Source organism: Neisseria animalis, from assembly GCF_900636515.1.
In the GTDB taxonomy this organism is placed as follows: domain Bacteria; phylum Pseudomonadota; class Gammaproteobacteria; order Burkholderiales; family Neisseriaceae; genus Neisseria; species Neisseria animalis.
Genome location: NZ_LR134287.1, coordinates 1190891 through 1207574 on the forward strand (window position 1 = coordinate 1190891; position 16684 = coordinate 1207574).

The 16684-nt window shown below is 51.7% G+C and carries 14 protein-coding genes; 6 read left to right on the plus strand and 8 right to left on the minus strand.

All coding sequences use genetic code 11. The annotated features are described in order from the left end of the window. Nucleotides 1–194: 194 nt before the first annotated feature. Nucleotides 195–1763: a YdgA family protein gene (locus tag EL111_RS05570; protein ID WP_123796179.1), complete on the minus strand. Its 1569-nt coding sequence runs from the start codon at nt 1761–1763 to the stop codon at nt 195–197. Between the two features lie 135 nt (nt 1764–1898). Here EL111_RS05570 and pdxH point away from each other — a divergent pair, with 135 nt between their 5' ends. After that, nucleotides 1899–2531 carry a pyridoxamine 5'-phosphate oxidase gene (pdxH, locus tag EL111_RS05575; RefSeq protein ID WP_123796145.1) on the plus strand — a complete coding sequence of 211 codons (633 nt, stop codon included), beginning with the start codon at nt 1899–1901 and terminating at the stop codon, nt 2529–2531. A 354-nt stretch (nt 2532–2885) separates the two neighbouring features. Further along, nucleotides 2886–3965, plus strand: a complete 1080-nt coding sequence (locus tag EL111_RS05580) for a pseudouridine synthase (RefSeq protein WP_123796146.1) — start codon at nt 2886–2888, stop codon at nt 3963–3965. A gap of 358 nt (nt 3966–4323) precedes the next feature. Here the strand turns inward: EL111_RS05580 and EL111_RS05585 are convergent, their stop codons facing one another. The 3 genes from EL111_RS05585 to EL111_RS05595 all read right to left on the minus strand — a co-directional run bounded on the left by EL111_RS05585 (nt 4324) and on the right by EL111_RS05595 (nt 7109). Continuing rightward, nucleotides 4324–5349 carry a sulfate ABC transporter substrate-binding protein gene (locus tag EL111_RS05585; RefSeq protein WP_123796147.1) on the minus strand — a complete coding sequence of 342 codons (1026 nt, stop codon included), beginning with the start codon at nt 5347–5349 and terminating at the stop codon, nt 4324–4326. A 261-nt stretch (nt 5350–5610) separates the two neighbouring features. Continuing rightward, the gene (locus tag EL111_RS05590) at nt 5611–6273 is read right to left on the minus strand and encodes a YecA family protein (RefSeq protein ID WP_123796148.1); all 663 of its coding nucleotides are present in this window, start codon (nt 6271–6273) and stop codon (nt 5611–5613) included. A 53-nt stretch (nt 6274–6326) separates the two neighbouring features. Continuing rightward, nucleotides 6327–7109 (minus strand): TrmH family RNA methyltransferase, encoded by a 783-nt coding sequence (locus EL111_RS05595; RefSeq protein WP_123796149.1) that lies wholly within the window; start codon nt 7107–7109, stop codon nt 6327–6329. Between the two features lie 108 nt (nt 7110–7217). On the opposite strand from EL111_RS05595, the gene argB reads away from it, so the two are divergent. Continuing rightward, nucleotides 7218–8111 carry an acetylglutamate kinase gene (argB, locus tag EL111_RS05600; protein WP_123796150.1) on the plus strand — a complete coding sequence of 298 codons (894 nt, stop codon included), beginning with the start codon at nt 7218–7220 and terminating at the stop codon, nt 8109–8111. Between the two features lie 70 nt (nt 8112–8181). Beyond that, on the plus strand, nt 8182–9018 hold the full coding sequence (panC, locus tag EL111_RS05605) for a pantoate--beta-alanine ligase (protein ID WP_123796151.1): 837 nt from the start codon (nt 8182–8184) through the stop codon (nt 9016–9018). A gap of 414 nt (nt 9019–9432) precedes the next feature. On the opposite strand, the gene serC is transcribed toward panC, so the two are convergent. Next, nucleotides 9433–10539 (minus strand): phosphoserine transaminase, encoded by a 1107-nt coding sequence (serC, locus tag EL111_RS05610; RefSeq protein WP_123796152.1) that lies wholly within the window; start codon nt 10537–10539, stop codon nt 9433–9435. Between the two features lie 123 nt (nt 10540–10662). After that, a complete protein-coding gene (locus EL111_RS05615; RefSeq protein ID WP_123796153.1) occupies nt 10663–11565 on the minus strand; it encodes a LysR family transcriptional regulator in 903 nt (300 codons plus the stop codon). A gap of 132 nt (nt 11566–11697) precedes the next feature. Between EL111_RS05615 and EL111_RS05620 the strand changes: the two genes are divergently transcribed. Then, nucleotides 11698–12954 carry an aminotransferase class V-fold PLP-dependent enzyme gene (locus EL111_RS05620; RefSeq protein WP_123796154.1) on the plus strand — a complete coding sequence of 419 codons (1257 nt, stop codon included), beginning with the start codon at nt 11698–11700 and terminating at the stop codon, nt 12952–12954. A gap of 31 nt (nt 12955–12985) precedes the next feature. After that, nucleotides 12986–14209: a dicarboxylate/amino acid:cation symporter gene (locus tag EL111_RS05625; protein ID WP_197717744.1), complete on the plus strand. Its 1224-nt coding sequence runs from the start codon at nt 12986–12988 to the stop codon at nt 14207–14209. A 141-nt stretch (nt 14210–14350) separates the two neighbouring features. Here EL111_RS05625 and EL111_RS10785 read toward each other — a convergent pair whose 3' ends face one another. Together EL111_RS10785 and ilvD are read right to left on the minus strand one after the other, a co-directional pair. Then, nucleotides 14351–14479: a hypothetical protein gene (locus EL111_RS10785; protein ID WP_269471069.1), complete on the minus strand. Its 129-nt coding sequence runs from the start codon at nt 14477–14479 to the stop codon at nt 14351–14353. Between the two features lie 68 nt (nt 14480–14547). Next, on the minus strand, nt 14548–16413 hold the full coding sequence (gene ilvD, locus EL111_RS05630; RefSeq protein ID WP_123796155.1) for a dihydroxy-acid dehydratase: 1866 nt from the start codon (nt 16411–16413) through the stop codon (nt 14548–14550). Nucleotides 16414–16684 lie beyond the last annotated feature (271 nt).

The window sequence follows — 16684 nt, forward strand, 5'->3', positions numbered from 1 at the left end:
GGAAAGGTTTGTACGCCATCTTTCGGGCAATATAGTCATTTAAAATAAGAATGATACAGCGTTGCTTTGCCTTGCCGTACTATGTGTACTGTCTGCGGCTTCGCTGCCTTGTCTCATTCTTATTTTATTCGACTATAAAAGGCCGTCTGCATTTTGCAGACGGCCTTTGGTTTGCAACATTGGGCATCAACTGTTTACGGGGCGGAAGCTGCAGACTCCGGCAGGATTTCTTCCCCTTCGTTAAGATCGAAAGCCGGTTCCGGTTCACTTTCCAAAACCTTGCCGTTCAACGTCAGCTTGTTGTTTTTCAAAATCATACGGGTTTGTACATTACCGCCGTTCAGCGTCAGGTATTGGTCGCGTGCCATCGATTGAATGGTGCTGTCCACCATCAGACGCAAAGTTTCGTTGATGTCTTCAATTGCGGCTTCTCCCGCTGCCTCATCTTCGGGATTGACGCTGAAAATACTGCGCGCCTGATTGACGGCAAGCTGCTCCAAAAGTTTTTGCGGCACACTCATGGTCAAATCGGCATCGGTTTTTTGCAGCATATCGGCAAGATGGTTCAAATCTTTCTGCTTCAAACCCTCAAACGCCAAGCGGCCGCTGACATTGACCGAGCCTTGCGGCATGGTAAAGGCGAAAGTTTTGATGTTGATAACGGGATTGTTGGTAAACAAACCGGAGGCTTGGTTTTTGGCCGTATGGAGCAGCTCGTTTTGAATCTGCTCTTCGCTCATTTGGCGGTCGGCGATTTCGGCAAGTTTGTTTTTCAAGGCCAGCAAGCCCGGCGCATCAAGATGTTCGGCAGCGATATGAATATCCAAAGGACCATATTGCTCGTCGCCGTATACCAGTTTGTCAAAGCGGAAGCGGCCTTCGCTGTTGATGAAGTTGCCTTGTTCTCCGGTATCCGTAGAGAAATCCAGCTTGCGGACTTCGATAACGGAAGGCGCAATCGTGCCGGTCGGATTGATGAACGCGCCGATTTGCAGATTGGTCACCAGATTCACCAATTCGTTTAAGCGGACGCTGTAATCGATATTCTCTTTCCATTGCAGGCGGAACGTATCCAGCGTGGTGGTGCTTTTTCCCAGCGACAAGCGGTTTGCGCCGTCTGCAGTTTCCGATTGGTAGCGCAGGTTTTCCAGCAATACATCGCCTTTGTCGGCCAGCTTCACTTGCAGGGAAGGCATGGCGTAATCGTGCCGGTAAGCAGAAAAACCGTTTTGATAGGCGGTTGTACCGTTCAGACCCTGCCAAACCAGCCGGATGCCCGAAAGCTCCTCATAATCAAACGCCGGAACGGACAATTTCATCTCGCCGCTGCCGTTGAAATAAACGGTATTGCTCATGCTCAACGGCGTTTCATTGCCGAAGAAGCGAGCCAATACTTTGGCGGTTTCGGGGTGGTAGCGAAACTCGGTTTCCACATGCGCGCGCGAACCGAAGCCGCCCGCAAACGGGCCGTGGGTAATGTGGTTGACAATGGTAAGCGGCTCTTGCAGCACCGTTTTCAGGTTGTCGGGCAGATATTTCTGGGTATTTTGAAGCAGAGTCGGTTTCAAGCGGACAACAGTTGTTTCGGTCGAGCCGAACCAGCCGCGATCGTATTGGTGCGATTCGACCGTTAAAAAGCCGGATTCCTGCAAAAGCTGCTGCTGGCGGGTCAGGCTTTGTTCGGCTTTGATGCCGAGATAATAGGGCGTACCGAGCGCGGCAGCGGCAACAACGGCGGCTGCCGGAATCAGAAACTTTTTCATTGCTTCAAATGAGAACAGGTATAAAGCAGCAAGCATAGCATTTTTTACTGTATTTGTCTTTGAAGGGGCTGCGGAGGCCGTCTGCAAATGGATATTTATGTTAGAATATCTCTGTGGTTTATCAGGAGGATGGCGATGGATTTGCACAATATCCGCGAAGATTACAGCAAGCGCGAATTGTCGGAGGCAGAATGCGATGCCAGCCCGATTGTGCAGTTTGAGCAATGGTTGGACGAAGCCATCCGCTCGCAAGTCAACGAGCCGACGGCGGTAAACGTGGCGGCGGTAGACGGAGCAGGGCGGCCGAACAACCGCGTGGTGTTGCTGAAGGAAGTCAATCCGCAGGGCTTTGTGTTTTTTACCAACTACCAAAGCCGAAAAGGCCGCTCGTTTGAAGCCAACCCCTTTGCCGCAATGACGTTTTTCTGGCCGGAGCTGGAGCGGCAGGTGCGCATCGAGGGGCGGATTGAAAAACTCGATGCCGCCGCTTCCGACGAATATTTCGAGAGCCGCCCTTATACCAGCCGCATCGGCGCGTGGGCGAGTGCGCAAAGCGAAGTATTGTCGGGCAAAGCCGCGCTGGTGGCCAAAGCCGCCGCCGTCGGCGCACGCCATCCGCTGCATGTGCCGCGTCCGCCGCATTGGGGCGGCTATATCGTGATTCCCGACCGCGTGGAGTTTTGGCAGGGGCGGCCGAGCCGCCTGCATGACCGTATCCAATATCGTTTGGAAAACGGCGTGTGGATAAAAAAGCGTTTGTCGCCTTAAAAAATTTCGCCGAGAATCAATAAAATAGGGTAGAATCCCGAACCGTTACCGGAGGCCGTCTGAATATTTCGGATTTTCAGACGGCTTTGTGATTTATTAGAGTGAAGCTTGCAAAAAGTGAAAATATTCAGCGGTGTCATTCCCGCGCAGGCGGGAATCTACTGTTGAAGTGTGCTAACCTGTTTTAAAACAATATGTTATTTGATTTTTGAAGCGGATTCCCGCCTGCGCGGGAATGACGGTTGAGCGTTTGAATATTTTTAATTTCTGCAACAGTCTTCACACAAAACCGCCTGCCGCAACCGCCGCAGAAGAACCGTTTTCCCGCGGGGAAAACGCGTTAGGAGATGAAATATGGCCAAACAACCTTCCAGCAAACGCGAGTGGCGCGACGGTGCCGCCGCTTCCCCGAAAAAAAACGCTGCCAAGCGCGGCGGCAGCTTCAAGGGCAAAAGCAAACCCCGGGCAACCGGTGCGGAGCATACGGAGCAGCCGCGCCGCAAGTTTGCAGACGGCCTGAATAAAGGCAGGCCGGAAAGTGTGCAAAACGAGCGCGCGCCGAAGCAGCGTGCTTCCAAAGCCAAAAAACTGGTGGTGCGCAACCCCAACCAAAAAATCATGGAGCGCGCCCGCGATTTGAAGGAACGCCGCAGCGATTTGTCGCGCTTCGAGCCGGAGCGTTTGCAGAAAGTTTTGGCGGCTTCCGGTGTGGGTTCGCGCCGTGAGATGGAAGAATGGATTACCAACGGCTGGGTAACGGTCAACGGGCAGGTGGCGCAGTTGGGCGACAAAGTAACGCCGGACGACCATGTAACCGTGAAAGGCAGCATCATCAAGCTCAAATGGGCCGACCGTCTGCCGCGCATCATTCTGTATTACAAACAGGAGGGCGAAATTGTTTCGCGCGACGATCCGCAGGGCCGCGTCAGCATTTTCGACCGTCTGCCGCAGGCCGCCAGCAGCCGTTGGGTTGCCATCGGCCGTCTCGACATCAATACCAGCGGTTTGCTGATTCTGACCACTTCGGGCGAATTGGTACAGCGTTTCGCACATCCGAGTTTTGAGGTGGAACGCGAATACGCCGTGCGCGTGCTGGGCGAATTAAGCACCGAGCAGATGCGTGTTTTGACCGAAGAGGGCGTGATGCTGGAAGACGGTTTGGCGAAAGTCGAGCGGATTTACGAGCAGGGCGGCGAGGGTGCCAACAAGTGGTACAACGTGGTCATCAAAGAAGGCCGCAACCGCGAAGTGCGCCGGATTTTTGAAAGCCAAGGCTTGACCGTAAGCCGCTTGGTACGCGTCGGCTTCGGCCCCATCGGTTTGCCCAACCGCCTCAAGCGCGGCCAATTCTACGAACTGAACCCGGCAGAAGTGGCGAATATCGTGAAATGGGCGGACATGGGTCTGCCGGGCGAACGCCGCCGCAAGGGATAATCATCGGATTGGATAAGGCGGTACGTTTCCCTATCGCCGAATCGCACAGAGTGAGACAAGTCTGCACCGCCGCAAACAGTACGGGGTGGCAGGCTTGTTGCTTTGGCGGTTGTTAAGCCCTTTTTTCGGGTATGGAGAAACAGCGCCGTGTCATTTTGTGTGAAATGACGGTATAGTCGAATAAAATAAGAATGAGACAAGGCAGCGAAGCCGCAGACAGTACACATAGTACGGCAAGGCAAAGCAACGCTGTATCATTCTTATTTTAAATGACTATAAAAAGGCCGTCTGCAAACAGCAATGCGAATCATAGATTTCAACTTGCTGTTTTGCAGACGGCCTTTGTTTTGCCCGATATTCAGCGGGTATTCAGGCGGTCGAATATTCCGCCGTCGGCAAAGAAGTTTGTCATGATTTCCGGCCAACTGCCCAGCGTTTCGTTGGGGCGGAAGGTATTGAGTTTGGGAAAATCCGTGCGGTGCCGTGCCAGAATTTCAGCGTTGCCCGGGCGGAAGTACATCTTGGCTGCAAGCTCCTGTGCGGGGTCGCTCCATAAATATTGCAGGTATGCGCGGGCGGCTTCGCGGGTTCCTTTCTTGGCTGTTACGCTTTCGACCACGGCAACGGGGCTTTCTGCTTCGGCGGTATAGCTGGGATAGACGATTTCAAATTGGTCGGGCAGCAGATTTCGGCTGATGAAGTTTGCTTCGTTTTCCAAGGTTACCAGCACATCGCCGATTTCGCGTTGGGTAAAGCTGGTGCTGGCGGCGCGGCTGCCGTTTTCAAACATGGGTACGTTGGCCAGAACTTTGCGGGTAAAAGTTTCGGCTTCGGTTTGGCTGCCGTAGGTTTTCAGCGCGTAACCGTACAGGCTGAGAAAGGCATAGCGTCCGTTGCCGCTGGTTTTCGGATTGGCAAAAACGACTTTCACGTCGGAATCGGCCAATACATGCCAATCGGTAATGTCTTTCGGATTGCCTTTGCGTACCAGAAAGACGGTTGCGCTGCTAAACGGTACGGCCTGATTGGGCAGGCTGTCCGCCCAGTCGGAAGCAACCAAGCCGCGTTGTGCCAGCGTGTCGATGTCGGAGGTTTGGTTCATGGTCACGACATCGGCGGGCAGACCGTTGGCAACAGACATCGCCTGTTTGCTGGATCCGCCGTGTGATTGTTGGATATGGAGGTCGATATCGGGGCGGATTTTTTTAAATTCGCGGACAAACAGCGGATTGTATTCTTTGTAGAAATCGCGGGAAACATCGTAGGAGACGTTTAGGATTTTCATGTATTCGCCGGCATCGGCAGTGGCCTGCGTGCGCGAACAAGCGGCGGCAAGGGTAAGTGCGGCAGCAAATCCTAATGCCCAGCAGAGGGTTTTGCTCATGTGTTTCGTCCTGAAAATAGCTGTGCTGACAGGACGCTACTTTAGCGGTGCGGGCGGAGAAAGGGAAAGAATGCGTGATTGTATGAAAAGGATTTTTGGTTATATGGGCAAACGGTGCTGCTGTTAATTCTGCCGTTAACATAGCCGTTTGCCATCATAAGGATAGGCGTGGCTGCTTTATCCCGTTCCGAGTCGTGAGAATATGATAAAAAGGCCGTCTGCAAAACAAGGGTATTTTGCAGACGGCCTGAAAGCAGGCAATCAATTTTTGCCGCAGCAGGCTTTGTATTTTTTGCCGCTGCCGCAAGGGCAGGGATCGTTGCGGCCGGTTTTGGCACCTTCGCGGCGCACGGTTTGCGGTTTGTTGCGTACTGCCTGCCAGTACAGGGCAATGTCGAGCAGGACGTGCGGCAGTTCGGACTCAAGCTGGGTAAGCTCTTTGTCGCTCAGTTGGAGAATGGCTTCGCCGTTTTCTTCATCGTCATAAATGCCGCCCAATGCCATCACCGGATAGAACAAGTCTTCAAACTCTTCTGATGCGGCCGCTTCAAACCAGTCGGTCGGAACGGTATCCAGCGCGTAAAGATAGGCATTGCACCAAGTATAGAAATCGGGATTGCCCGCGTCGTCTTCGTAGAGCAGCAGTTCGGGCAGGGTTTTGGCTGCGAGTGCATTGCGTATGTCTTCAATCATCGCTTGGACCAATTGTTTGACTTCGTTGCGGGCGGCTTCGTCAAACAAATCTTCATCGCCCAACACTTCGGACAGCCAGTCGGTTGCGTCAACCGGATCGGGGCCGCTGGACAAGGCAAGCATGAAGCCCTGCACTTCGTCGCAACGCATGGTGCTGCCGGTTTCCGATTGGGAATCTAATAGGGCGGCAAGACGTTGGTATGCGGGATTGTCGAAAGCCGGAGAAGTCATGGTGTGTTCCTTTTGGTAGGGAAAACGGCAAAATGCCGTCTGTAAAACAGTATTTAAGCGAGCCGTTGGCGCATTTGTTCAAACAGGCATACGGTTGCCGCCATGGCAACATTCAATGATTCGGTTTGCCCGGGCATGGGGATTTTGACGGTGTGGCTGACCGCCGCCAATATCTCCTCGCTCACACCGCAGCCTTCGTTGCCGAACACCCACGCGGAAGGGGCGCTCAAATCCAAATCGTAGAGGCTGAAATTATGCTGTTCTGATAAAGCGGTTGCGCGTATGGGGTGCGGATAGGCGGCAAACCATGTCGGAAGGTCGGTGCGGGTATGCACTTCCAGCAGAAAGTGCGCGCCCATTCCTGCCCGTAAGACTTTGGGCGACCAGACATCGGCACAATCTTTGCTGCAAATCAGTTGTGTGATACCCGCGGCGGCGGCACTGCGGATAACCGTGCCGACATTGCCGGGATCTTGTACGCGGTCGAGTACCACGCAATCTCCGTTGCGGGGCAGATTGGGGGAGCGGGGAATCGTAATCAGCGTCATCACATCGTCCGCATCGCTCAGGCTGGTAATTTTTGCCAATGCGCCATCGCCAATCAGCGTGATTTTGTCATCAGGCAGCGCATTAAGGGCCGTCTGCAATTCGGCATTTTGCAGCTGCGCCTGCGGCAGGTAAACTTGAAGCGGCATCAAACCTGCCTGCAGATAGCTTTTGAGCAGGTGGATACCTTCCAATACCGTTTGCCCGTGTTCGCGGCGGCTGCGTGCGGAGGTCAGCAGCTTGGAGAGATGTTTGAGCTGCTCGTTGTGTGCGGACGTAATTGATTTCATGGCAGCATTATAGCTGCTTTCAGACGGCATAAACAGGGCTTTTTCCCTTGTTTCGGCTGCTCTTTAGTATTAACATTCAGGTTTGCCTAATTATCAGGAAAATTTGTCATGAGCGACATTCAAGCCATTACGCCGGCAGCGAAAGCGGCTATCCTTGCCGAGGCGCTGCCCTATATCCGCCGTTTTTCCGGTTCGACCATCGTTGTCAAATACGGCGGCAACGCCATGACCGAACCTGAATTGAAAGAAGGTTTCGCCAAAGACATCGTGCTGCTGAAGCTGGTCGGCATCAATCCTGTGATTGTGCACGGCGGCGGCCCGCAGATTAACGACATGCTCAACAAAGTCGGCAAAGAGGGCACGTTTGTACAAGGTATGCGCGTAACCGACAGCGAAACTATGGATATTGTGGAAATGGTATTGGGCGGCCATGTCAACAAAGAAATCGTGTCGATGATCAACACCCACGGCGGCAAAGCAGTAGGCGTAACCGGCCGCGACGGCCATTTTATCAAGGCGAAAAAACTCTATATCAACACGCCGGAGCGCAACGGCGTGGACATCGGCCAAGTCGGCGTGGTGGAAAGCATCGATACTTCGCTGGTTCAAGGCTTGATTGACAACGGCCAAATTCCTGTGGTTGCACCCATCGGCGTAGGCCGCAACGGTGAAGCGTTCAACATCAATGCAGACTTGGTGGCAGGCAGGCTGGCGGAAGAGTTAAACGCCGAGAAGCTGCTGATGATGACCAACATCACCGGCGTGATGGATAAAGAGGGCAATCTGCTCACCAATCTGACACCGCGCCGCATCGACGACTTGATTGCCGACGGTACGCTCTACGGCGGCATGCTGCCGAAAATCAGTTCGGCGGTGGAGGCGGCAGTCAACGGCGTAAAAGCCACGCACATCATCGACGGGCGCGTACCGAATGCGCTTTTGTTGGAAATCTTTACCGATTCCGGTATCGGCTCGATGATTTTGGGCAGAGAGCTCTCCTGAATTTGAAACGGCATATTTTGCAGACGGCATTGCCGTCTGCAAATCATCTTAATCATCATCAAATACTGTTATGCACATCATACATACGATTCAAGCATTGCGCGAATGGCGCAAAACCGCAGGCAGCGTGGCATTTGTTCCGACCATGGGCAATCTGCACGAAGGGCATTTGGCATTGGTGCGGGAAGCAAAAAAACACGCTGATAATGTTGTTGTCAGCATTTTCGTCAACCGCCTGCAATTCGGGCAGGGCGAAGATTTCGACCAATACCCGCGCACCCTGCAGCAGGATGCCGACAAACTGGCCGATGAAGGCGTGGCCGTTGTGTTCGCGCCTGACGAGAAAGAGCTGTATCCGAATGTCGAGCAACGCTACAATGTCGAGCCGCCGTATTTGCAAAACGAATTATGCGGCAAATTCCGGCCGGGCCATTTTCGGGGTGTGGCCACTGTTGTCAGCAAACTGTTTAATATCGTTGCGCCCGATGCCGCCTGTTTCGGCAAAAAAGATTACCAGCAGCTTGCCATTATTAAAGGCTTGGTGGAAGACTTGAATTTCAATATCAAGATTATTCCTGTCGATACCGGCCGTGCGGCAGACGGCTTGGCACTTTCCAGCCGCAACCAATATTTGAGCGACAGCGAGCGTGCCGAAGCGCCGCGCCTCTATCGGGAGCTGCAAAAAGCCGCCGCCTCCATCAGCGCAGGCAGTACCGATTATGCCGGTATCGAAGAACAAGCGGCAGCAGCGTTGGTTGCCGCCGGCTGGTCGGTGGATTATTTTGAAATCCGACACGCTGAAAATCTGGCGGTTGCCCGACAAGGCGATAAAAAACTGGTGATTTTGGCTGCCGCGCGTTTGGGCAAAACACGGTTGATTGACAATTTGGAAGTGTCGACGGTGTAAGGCAGGCAGCTTGCCACAATCCAAAACAAGCGCGATACGGCGTGGCTTCGGCATAATCTCTGCACGCTTTTACAAGCCGTTTCAGTTTGGATTGAAACAGGGAAACCAACGCCGTATCAAACCGAATTGAAACGGTGGTCTCGTTTTCCGTTGCCTGATTCATCATAAAAGGCCGTCTGCAAAATGGATACCTTCAGTAACAATACTGTGTATCCATTTTACAGACGGCCTTTTATAGTCATTTAAAATAAGAATGATACAGCGTTGCTTTGCCTTGCCGTACTATGTGTACTGTCTGCGGCTTCGCTGCCTTGTCTCATTCTTATTTTATTCGACTATATATGTAGAACGCGGCAAACAGTGTAACGCGGGGTGCCGCCGGCGTACCGATCGCCCGTTTGCTTAGCCATCTTCTTAACCGTAACGGCGTTGGAAATCCGCCATAAAGTCGATTAAGGCTTCTACACCTTCCAAAGGCATGGCATTGTAAATGCTGGCGCGCATGCCGCCGATGGATTTGTAGCCTTTTAGCAAACGCAGGCCGCACAGCTCCGCTTCTTGTATGAATTTTTTGTCCAAATCCGCGTTGGCAGTTTTGAAAATCACATTCATCTTCGAGCGCGCGCCGTCTGCAATTGGATTTTGGTAAAAACCGCCGCTGCCATCAATGGCTTGGTACAGCTTTTGCGCTTTCAACTGATTGACGGCTTCAATTTTTTTCACACCGCCTTGGGTTTGCAGCCAGCGGAATACCAAACCCGACATATAAATCGGATAAGTTGCGGGCGTGTTGTACATACCGTCTTTATCGATATGCGTTTGATAATTGAACACAGCAGGAATATTCTTAGGGCAGCGTGCCAGCAAATCTTCCCGAATAATCACCACCGTTACGCCGGCCGGCCCGATGTTTTTCTGTGCGCCGGCATAAATCAGACCAAAATCCGCCACATTGATTTCGCGCGATAAAATCTCGCTCGACATATCGCAAACCAGCGGCGGCATGCCGTCTGCAAGTTTCGGCATCGTTTGGTATTGTAAGCCGTGTACCGTTTCATTGCTGACAAAATGTACGAAAGCCGAATCTTTATCAATATCCCAACTCTCCACAGCAGGCAGATTGTAATAACCGAACTGCTCGCCGCCGTGTGCCGCCAGATGAATGCGGGCATCAGTCAGCAGCGGCATCTGCTCATATGCCAAACGGCTCCAGTTGCCCGTTACCACCGCATCCGCACGCTTGAAACCGTGCGCCAGATTCATGGCAACCATATTGAATTGGGTAGTCGCGCCGCCTTGTAAAAAAAGCACTTTATAGTTGTTAGGAATAGCCAGCAGTTGGCGCAAATCCTGTTTGGCATGATACAGAATGCTCATGAACATATCCGAACGGTGGCTCATCTCAACAACGGAAAAGCCAGTACCGTTGTAGTCCAGCATTTCTTGCTGTGCAGTACGCAATACGGATTCCGGCAATACGGCAGGACCGGCGGAGAAATTGTAAATCGGGCGGACAGACATGGGCTGCTTTCATGATTCTGATGGAAAAGAATGTTTCCGATTGTAGAGCGCGGGTGGGTTTTCTGCAAGTCTTTGGGTTTGGCGCATTTCAAATTACCACTGGGATAGATTGGGTTTGACACTTTAAATGCGGGTAAGGGGATTGGAAAGGACGGAAAAATCTGCAAACCAACTTCTCAGGGTAGTTTTGATGTGTTCCAACGCAGCATTTTTAGAAGCCGGAATATGGTTGTGGCTGACTAAAAATATCCGCCGCCACGGTGTAGAGCCGTACAACGGTCGGCACATCAGCCCGTATTGCTGCATGAGCATTCGGCAGAGACTGGTGGGTACAAACATCCAGCCGTCGTGTTCTAACAGGGGAAGGGCGGTATTGAGGGAGTCGCAGCGGATGCCGCTGAGGCCGTCTGCAAAAATGCCTTGCCGCCACAAATGGTAATGCCAGCCCCATTCAATATAGATTTCCTGCCTACCATCAAGCATTTCCGGAGTAAGAGGAGTTGAGGGAGGCGGAAGTGAGCGCCCTGCGACCCAAATGTCTTCTTTCAGCAATTCTTCAAGCTGTATATGGGTTTCTTTATGGGTAACGTCGGTAATCAGCCCTAAATCAAGTCTGCGGTTGGCCACTTGGCTGACAATTTCCCTGCTGTGTAAGTTGCATATATCGAGTTTGCAATAGCCGCTGCGGGCGATGGTTTGATACAGGGGAGGCAGAATGTGCAGATTCAGACTTTCAATAGCACCGATGTGTACGGTAACGTGGTTTTCTTCTTGTTTGAACTGTTTGATTTCTTCAGACAGGGTAAGCCAGTTGACGGCGATTTTCAGAAATTTCTCTCCCTGTACGGTCAGTCGGGCTTCTTTGCTGCCGGGTTCTCTGTGGATTAATACGCTGCCTAAAGCATCTTCCAATTGTTTGAGGCGGTAGCTGACGGTGGATTGGGTAATGTTGAGCTGTTCGGCCGCCCGGGTCAGGCTTTTGGTTACGGCGATGGCGATAAATGCTTCTAAAAAGGCGTGTTTCACGGCATTTCCTCTATTGTCCGCAATTATTCAAATTTTGAATATTCTATATGTAAACTTTCCGTTTTTCCATTAAAAACCATACATCTATAATGAATTTAACCGCATCGGGCGGTTTGTTTTCATATAGAGGAGATGATGATGTTTACACCGTCTTTATCGGCAGAAATCCGCAGCCGCTTTGCTTTTGTCGAGCATGATCCTGATTACGGATCCCGTTTGTTTTTCGATAATTCGGGCGGTTCACTGCGTTTGAAAGAAGCCGTCAGAGTAAAGGAAACAATAGACTTGCTTCCGGATTGCTCGGAAAGGCAGCACCGTAGAGCCGTGGATTTTCAGGAATGGATTGAACGGGGAACCCAAGATATTTTGCAAGTCATGTTTGGCACAAAAAGAGGCGCATTGATGGTGGAGCAGAGTGCTTCACAGGCGATGTTTCAGATTGTTGCCGCCATTATGGAACATATCGGTGGTGGTAATGCGGTTACAACCAATGTCGAACACCCGTCTGCTTATGATGCAGTCAAGTTTTATTGTCAGAAAAACGGTTGCGAATTCCGTGTTGCTCAGGTCGGGAGAGATGGTTTCGTTACCCCTGAGGCTGTAGCGGAGCAAGTAGATGGGCAAACGGTTTTGGTGAGCGTGATCGCTTCGTCTAATATTTCAGGAAACATTATGGATTTGGCCGGCATTATCCGTGCGGTCAAAGAAAAAAATCCGCAAGCTTATATCATTACGGATGCCGTACAGCATATGCCGCATGGCACTTTAGATGTAGAAGCATTGGGATTGGACGCCGCAAATTTCGCACCGTATAAATTTTTTGGCAGCAGAGGTGTAGGATTTGCCTATCTTTCCCCCAGACTGGCGACACTGCCTCATCACAAACTGCTGGACAAACCTGCTGATTTTTGGATTTTAGGTACGCCCACCCCTGCGTTATTTGCTTCGTTTTCCGCAGTTATCGACTATGTGTGTTGGCTGGGAAAACAGTGCGGCGGTCATGGCGGACGGCGTGAACTGTATTTGGAGGGTATGCACGCAATCGAGCAACAGGAACGTTTTTTGCTGCACCGCTTATTGGAAGGAGGCGGGGAAGTTCCCGGCTTGCGCCACCAGCCCAAGGTAAAAGTGTATGCAGACAGTCCGGATTTATCCCGTAGGGATTTGATTGTTGCTATGGGGATTGACGGTTGGGATTTTGAAGCACTACGCCAAGCCTACGATCAAGCGGGTGTTGTGGTGTATGAAAGGGTGAACAGCAGTATTTATTCCCGCCGTATTGTTGAAGCATTGGGGCTGACCGGTGCTTTGCGTGTTTCTCCCCTGCATTGCCATACGGCAGCGGATATTGACCGTTTTTTAACCATTACGGCCGAATTGGCAAGCTAATTCTATAAAAATATCAAGAATAAAGGAGAAAATGATGAAACAATTCAGTTTATCGACCAAAGTTGCCATTGGTTTTGTCATCGGTATTGTGTTGGGTCTGATATTTAAAGAAGATATTCTCATCATTAAACCGATAGGAACGATTTTTCTTACGCTCATCAAAATGATTGTTGTGCCGCTGGTGTTTTTCTCCATCGCTTCAAGCGTTGCCGGTATCGACAATATCCAACGCTTACGGCGCATCGGTACCCAAACCTTATTGTATTATGTGCTGACTACCTTAATCGCAGGCTGTATCGGGTTGTTTGTTGCGCATCTGCTCAAACCCGGCGCAGGGATTGATATTGCCGCATTACCTATATCTGCTCAAACAATGGAAAGTAAGGAAATTCCCGGTATCGGGCAGACGCTTGTCGGAATGTTTCCTGCCAATCCGTTTCAATCTTTGGTAGAAGGGAATTTGGTGCAGGTGATTGTGTTTTCTCTGTTTTTAGGAATTTCCGTTGTGTTGTTGGGAGAAAAAGCGCAGTTGGTCAAAAATCTGATGAATACCGGCACGGAGGTAATGTATAAAATGACTTCTTTGGTCATGGCATTTTCTCCTTACGGGGTGGCCGCACTTATTGCCTGCTCTATTGGAGAGTACGGCATACAGATTTTTGGTCCGCTCGCCCGTTTTATTTTGACCGATTATTTGGGGTTGCTTGCCGTAATCTTGTCGATGTATCTGCTGATGCTCAAGTTTATTGCCAAAGTGCCTGTGGGAATGTTTTTCAAGAAAATATTGCCGATTTGGGCGGTAACCGCCAGCACCACCAGCAGTTCCGGTACTTTGCCGGTAACAACGGAAATTGTTGAAAAGAAAATGGGCGTGCATAACGAGTTGGCGCAATTTACCCTGCCTGTAGGGGCGACTATGAATATGAACGGGGCGGTCGTGTATTATGCTGCTGCAGTTATTTTCGTTTCTCAAATTTACGGCGTGGAGTTGGATCTGACTTCGCAAATAATCCTGATTCTGTTAACTGCTTTAGTCTCCATCGGCTCGCCCGGCATTCCCGGAGGAGGCATAGTGATGACGGTTATGCTGCTTTCAACCATGGGATTGCCGCTGGAAATTATGGGCTTGATTGCAGGCATGTACCGTATTCTCGATATGGGGCATACTACCTTAAATGTAACCGGCGATGTGGTCAGCACGCTGTGTATTGCCCGTAAAGAAAACATGCTGGATCAGGAAATATTCAAAAGCTGATTGAGATTTTTTCAATGTTTTGTTGTTGATGAACAATAACGATGATTGATTTTATCGGTTGAGTATATTTTTTTAAGGTGTTTTGACTAAAAAGGCCGTCTGCAAAATATGGTTTTTGCAGACGGCCTTTTTCATGCCTGATTATTTTTGCGGTTTGATTTCAAATAATTCAGGGTGTTTTTTGACATATTCTGTTGCAACAAATCCGCCGCCGATGATGACGGCCAGAATAACGGCCATGATGGCCATTGCCCAAACAAATTTATCCATAGCTGGCTTTCATGATGCCGTCTGCAAATGTGGGATTCGGTCTTATTTGCAGACGGCTTTGCGCGGGCTTAGTCTTTACGCTCGATTTGGCTGACATCGCGAACTGCGCCTTTGTCGGCGGAGGTCGCCATCAGTCCGTAGGCGCGCAGGGCTTGGGAAACGTAGCGGTCGCGGTTTTCAGGCTGCCAGGCTTTGCTGCCGCGGCTTTCCATTTCGGCGCGGCGTGCGGCCAATTCTTCGTCGGACACCGCCAGATTGATGCTGCGGTTGGGGATGTCGATTTCGATGGTATCGCCTTCGCGCACCAAACCGATGGCGCCGCCCTCGGCCGCCTCGGGGGAAACGTGGCCGATGCTCAGGCCGGAGGTGCCACCGGAGAAGCGTCCGTCGGTCAGCAGGGCGCAGGCTTTGCCCAAACCTTTTGATTTCAAATAGGAAGTCGGATACAGCATTTCCTGCATGCCGGGGCCGCCTTTGGGGCCTTCGTAACGGATGATGACGATGTCGCCTGCCGTGATTTCGTTGGCGAGAATGCCTTCCACGGCGGCATCCTGGCTTTCAAACACGCGGGCGCGGCCGGTGAATTTGAGGATGCTGTCGTCCACACCGGCGGTTTTCACCACGCAGCCGCGCTCGGCGATGTTGCCGAACAATACCGCCAGACCGCCGTCTTGCGAGTAGGCGTGTTCCACGCTGCGGATACAGCCTTTTTCCCTGTCCAAGTCCAGCGTTTTCCACATGCGGTTTTGCGAGAAGGCTTCGGTGGTGCGCACGCCGCCGGGCGCGGCTTTGAAACGCTCGATGGCGGCGGTGTTTTCGGGATTGGTTACGTCCCATTGTTTGATGGCTTCGCCCAAAGTCGGCGCGTGGATGGTGGAAACATCGGTATGCAGTTTGCCTGCTTTTTCCAATTCGCGCAGGATGGCGAAAATGCCGCCCGCACGGTGCACGTCTTCCATGTAGTAGTCGTGGTTGTTGGGCGCGGTTTTGCAGATGCAGGGCACGACGCGGCTCAAGCGGTCGATGTCGGCCATTTTGAAATCCACGCCCGCTTCGTTGGCTACGGCCAGAAGGTGCAGGATGGTGTTGGTGCTGCCGCCCATGGCGATGTCCATGGTCATGGCGTTTTCAAAGGCTTTTTTGGTGGCGATGCTGCGCGGCAAAACGCTTTCGTCGTTTTGCTCGTAATAGCGGCGGGTAATCTCCACAATCAGACGGCCTGCTTCCAAAAACAAATCTTTGCGTCCCGCATGAGTGGCGAGATAAGAGCCGTTGCCCGGCAGAGACAGACCCAGTGCTTCGGTGAGGCAGTTCATGGAATTGGCGGTGAACATGCCGGAGCAGGAGCCGCAAGTGGGGCAGGCGTTTTGCTCGACTTCTTGGATTTGCGCGTCGGAAACGTTGTCGTCCGCCGCCTCAATCATCGCATCAATCAAATCCAAACGGCGTTCGTCGGCAATATTGATGGCACCGATCACCTTCCCTGCCTCCATCGGGCCGCCGGAAACGAAAATGGTCGGAATATTGAGGCGCATGGCGGCCATCAGCATTCCGGGGGTGATTTTGTCGCAGTTGGAAATGCACACCAGCGCGTCGGCGCAGTGGGCGTTGACCATGTATTCGATGGAATCCGCAATCAAATCTCGGCTGGGCAGCGAATACAGCATGCCGCTGTGTCCCATGGCGATGCCGTCGTCCACCGCGATGGTGTTGAATTCTTTGGCAATCGCGCCGGCCTTTTCGATTTCGCGCGCCACAAGCTGACCCATATCGTGCAGGTGGACATGGCCGGGCACGAATTGGGTGAACGAGTTGGCGATGGCGATAATCGGTTTGCCGAAATCGGCATCGGCCACGCCGGTGGCGCGCCACAAGGCGCGCGCGCCCGCCATGTTGCGGCCGTGGGTGGAGGTTTTGGAGCGGTAGTCCGGCATTTGAAAGTCCTTTTAATGTTTGCGGACGGTTAAAATCAGAAACTCGCAATGTTGATGTGAACCGGCCGTATTGTTGTTCTGTTTGAAAAAGACCGCCGTTTTACAGACGGCATAAAGAGGTAAAATTTTTGCCATTTTATACCAAATTGCGCAGTTGTGGCAGGCAATAAAAGATGTATTTGCTACAACAGTATTTACTTCTCTAAATTAGAGACAGAAAAATACCGTACCTGTGCGGTACGGTATCATTCTGATACAGGACAAAGCCGCA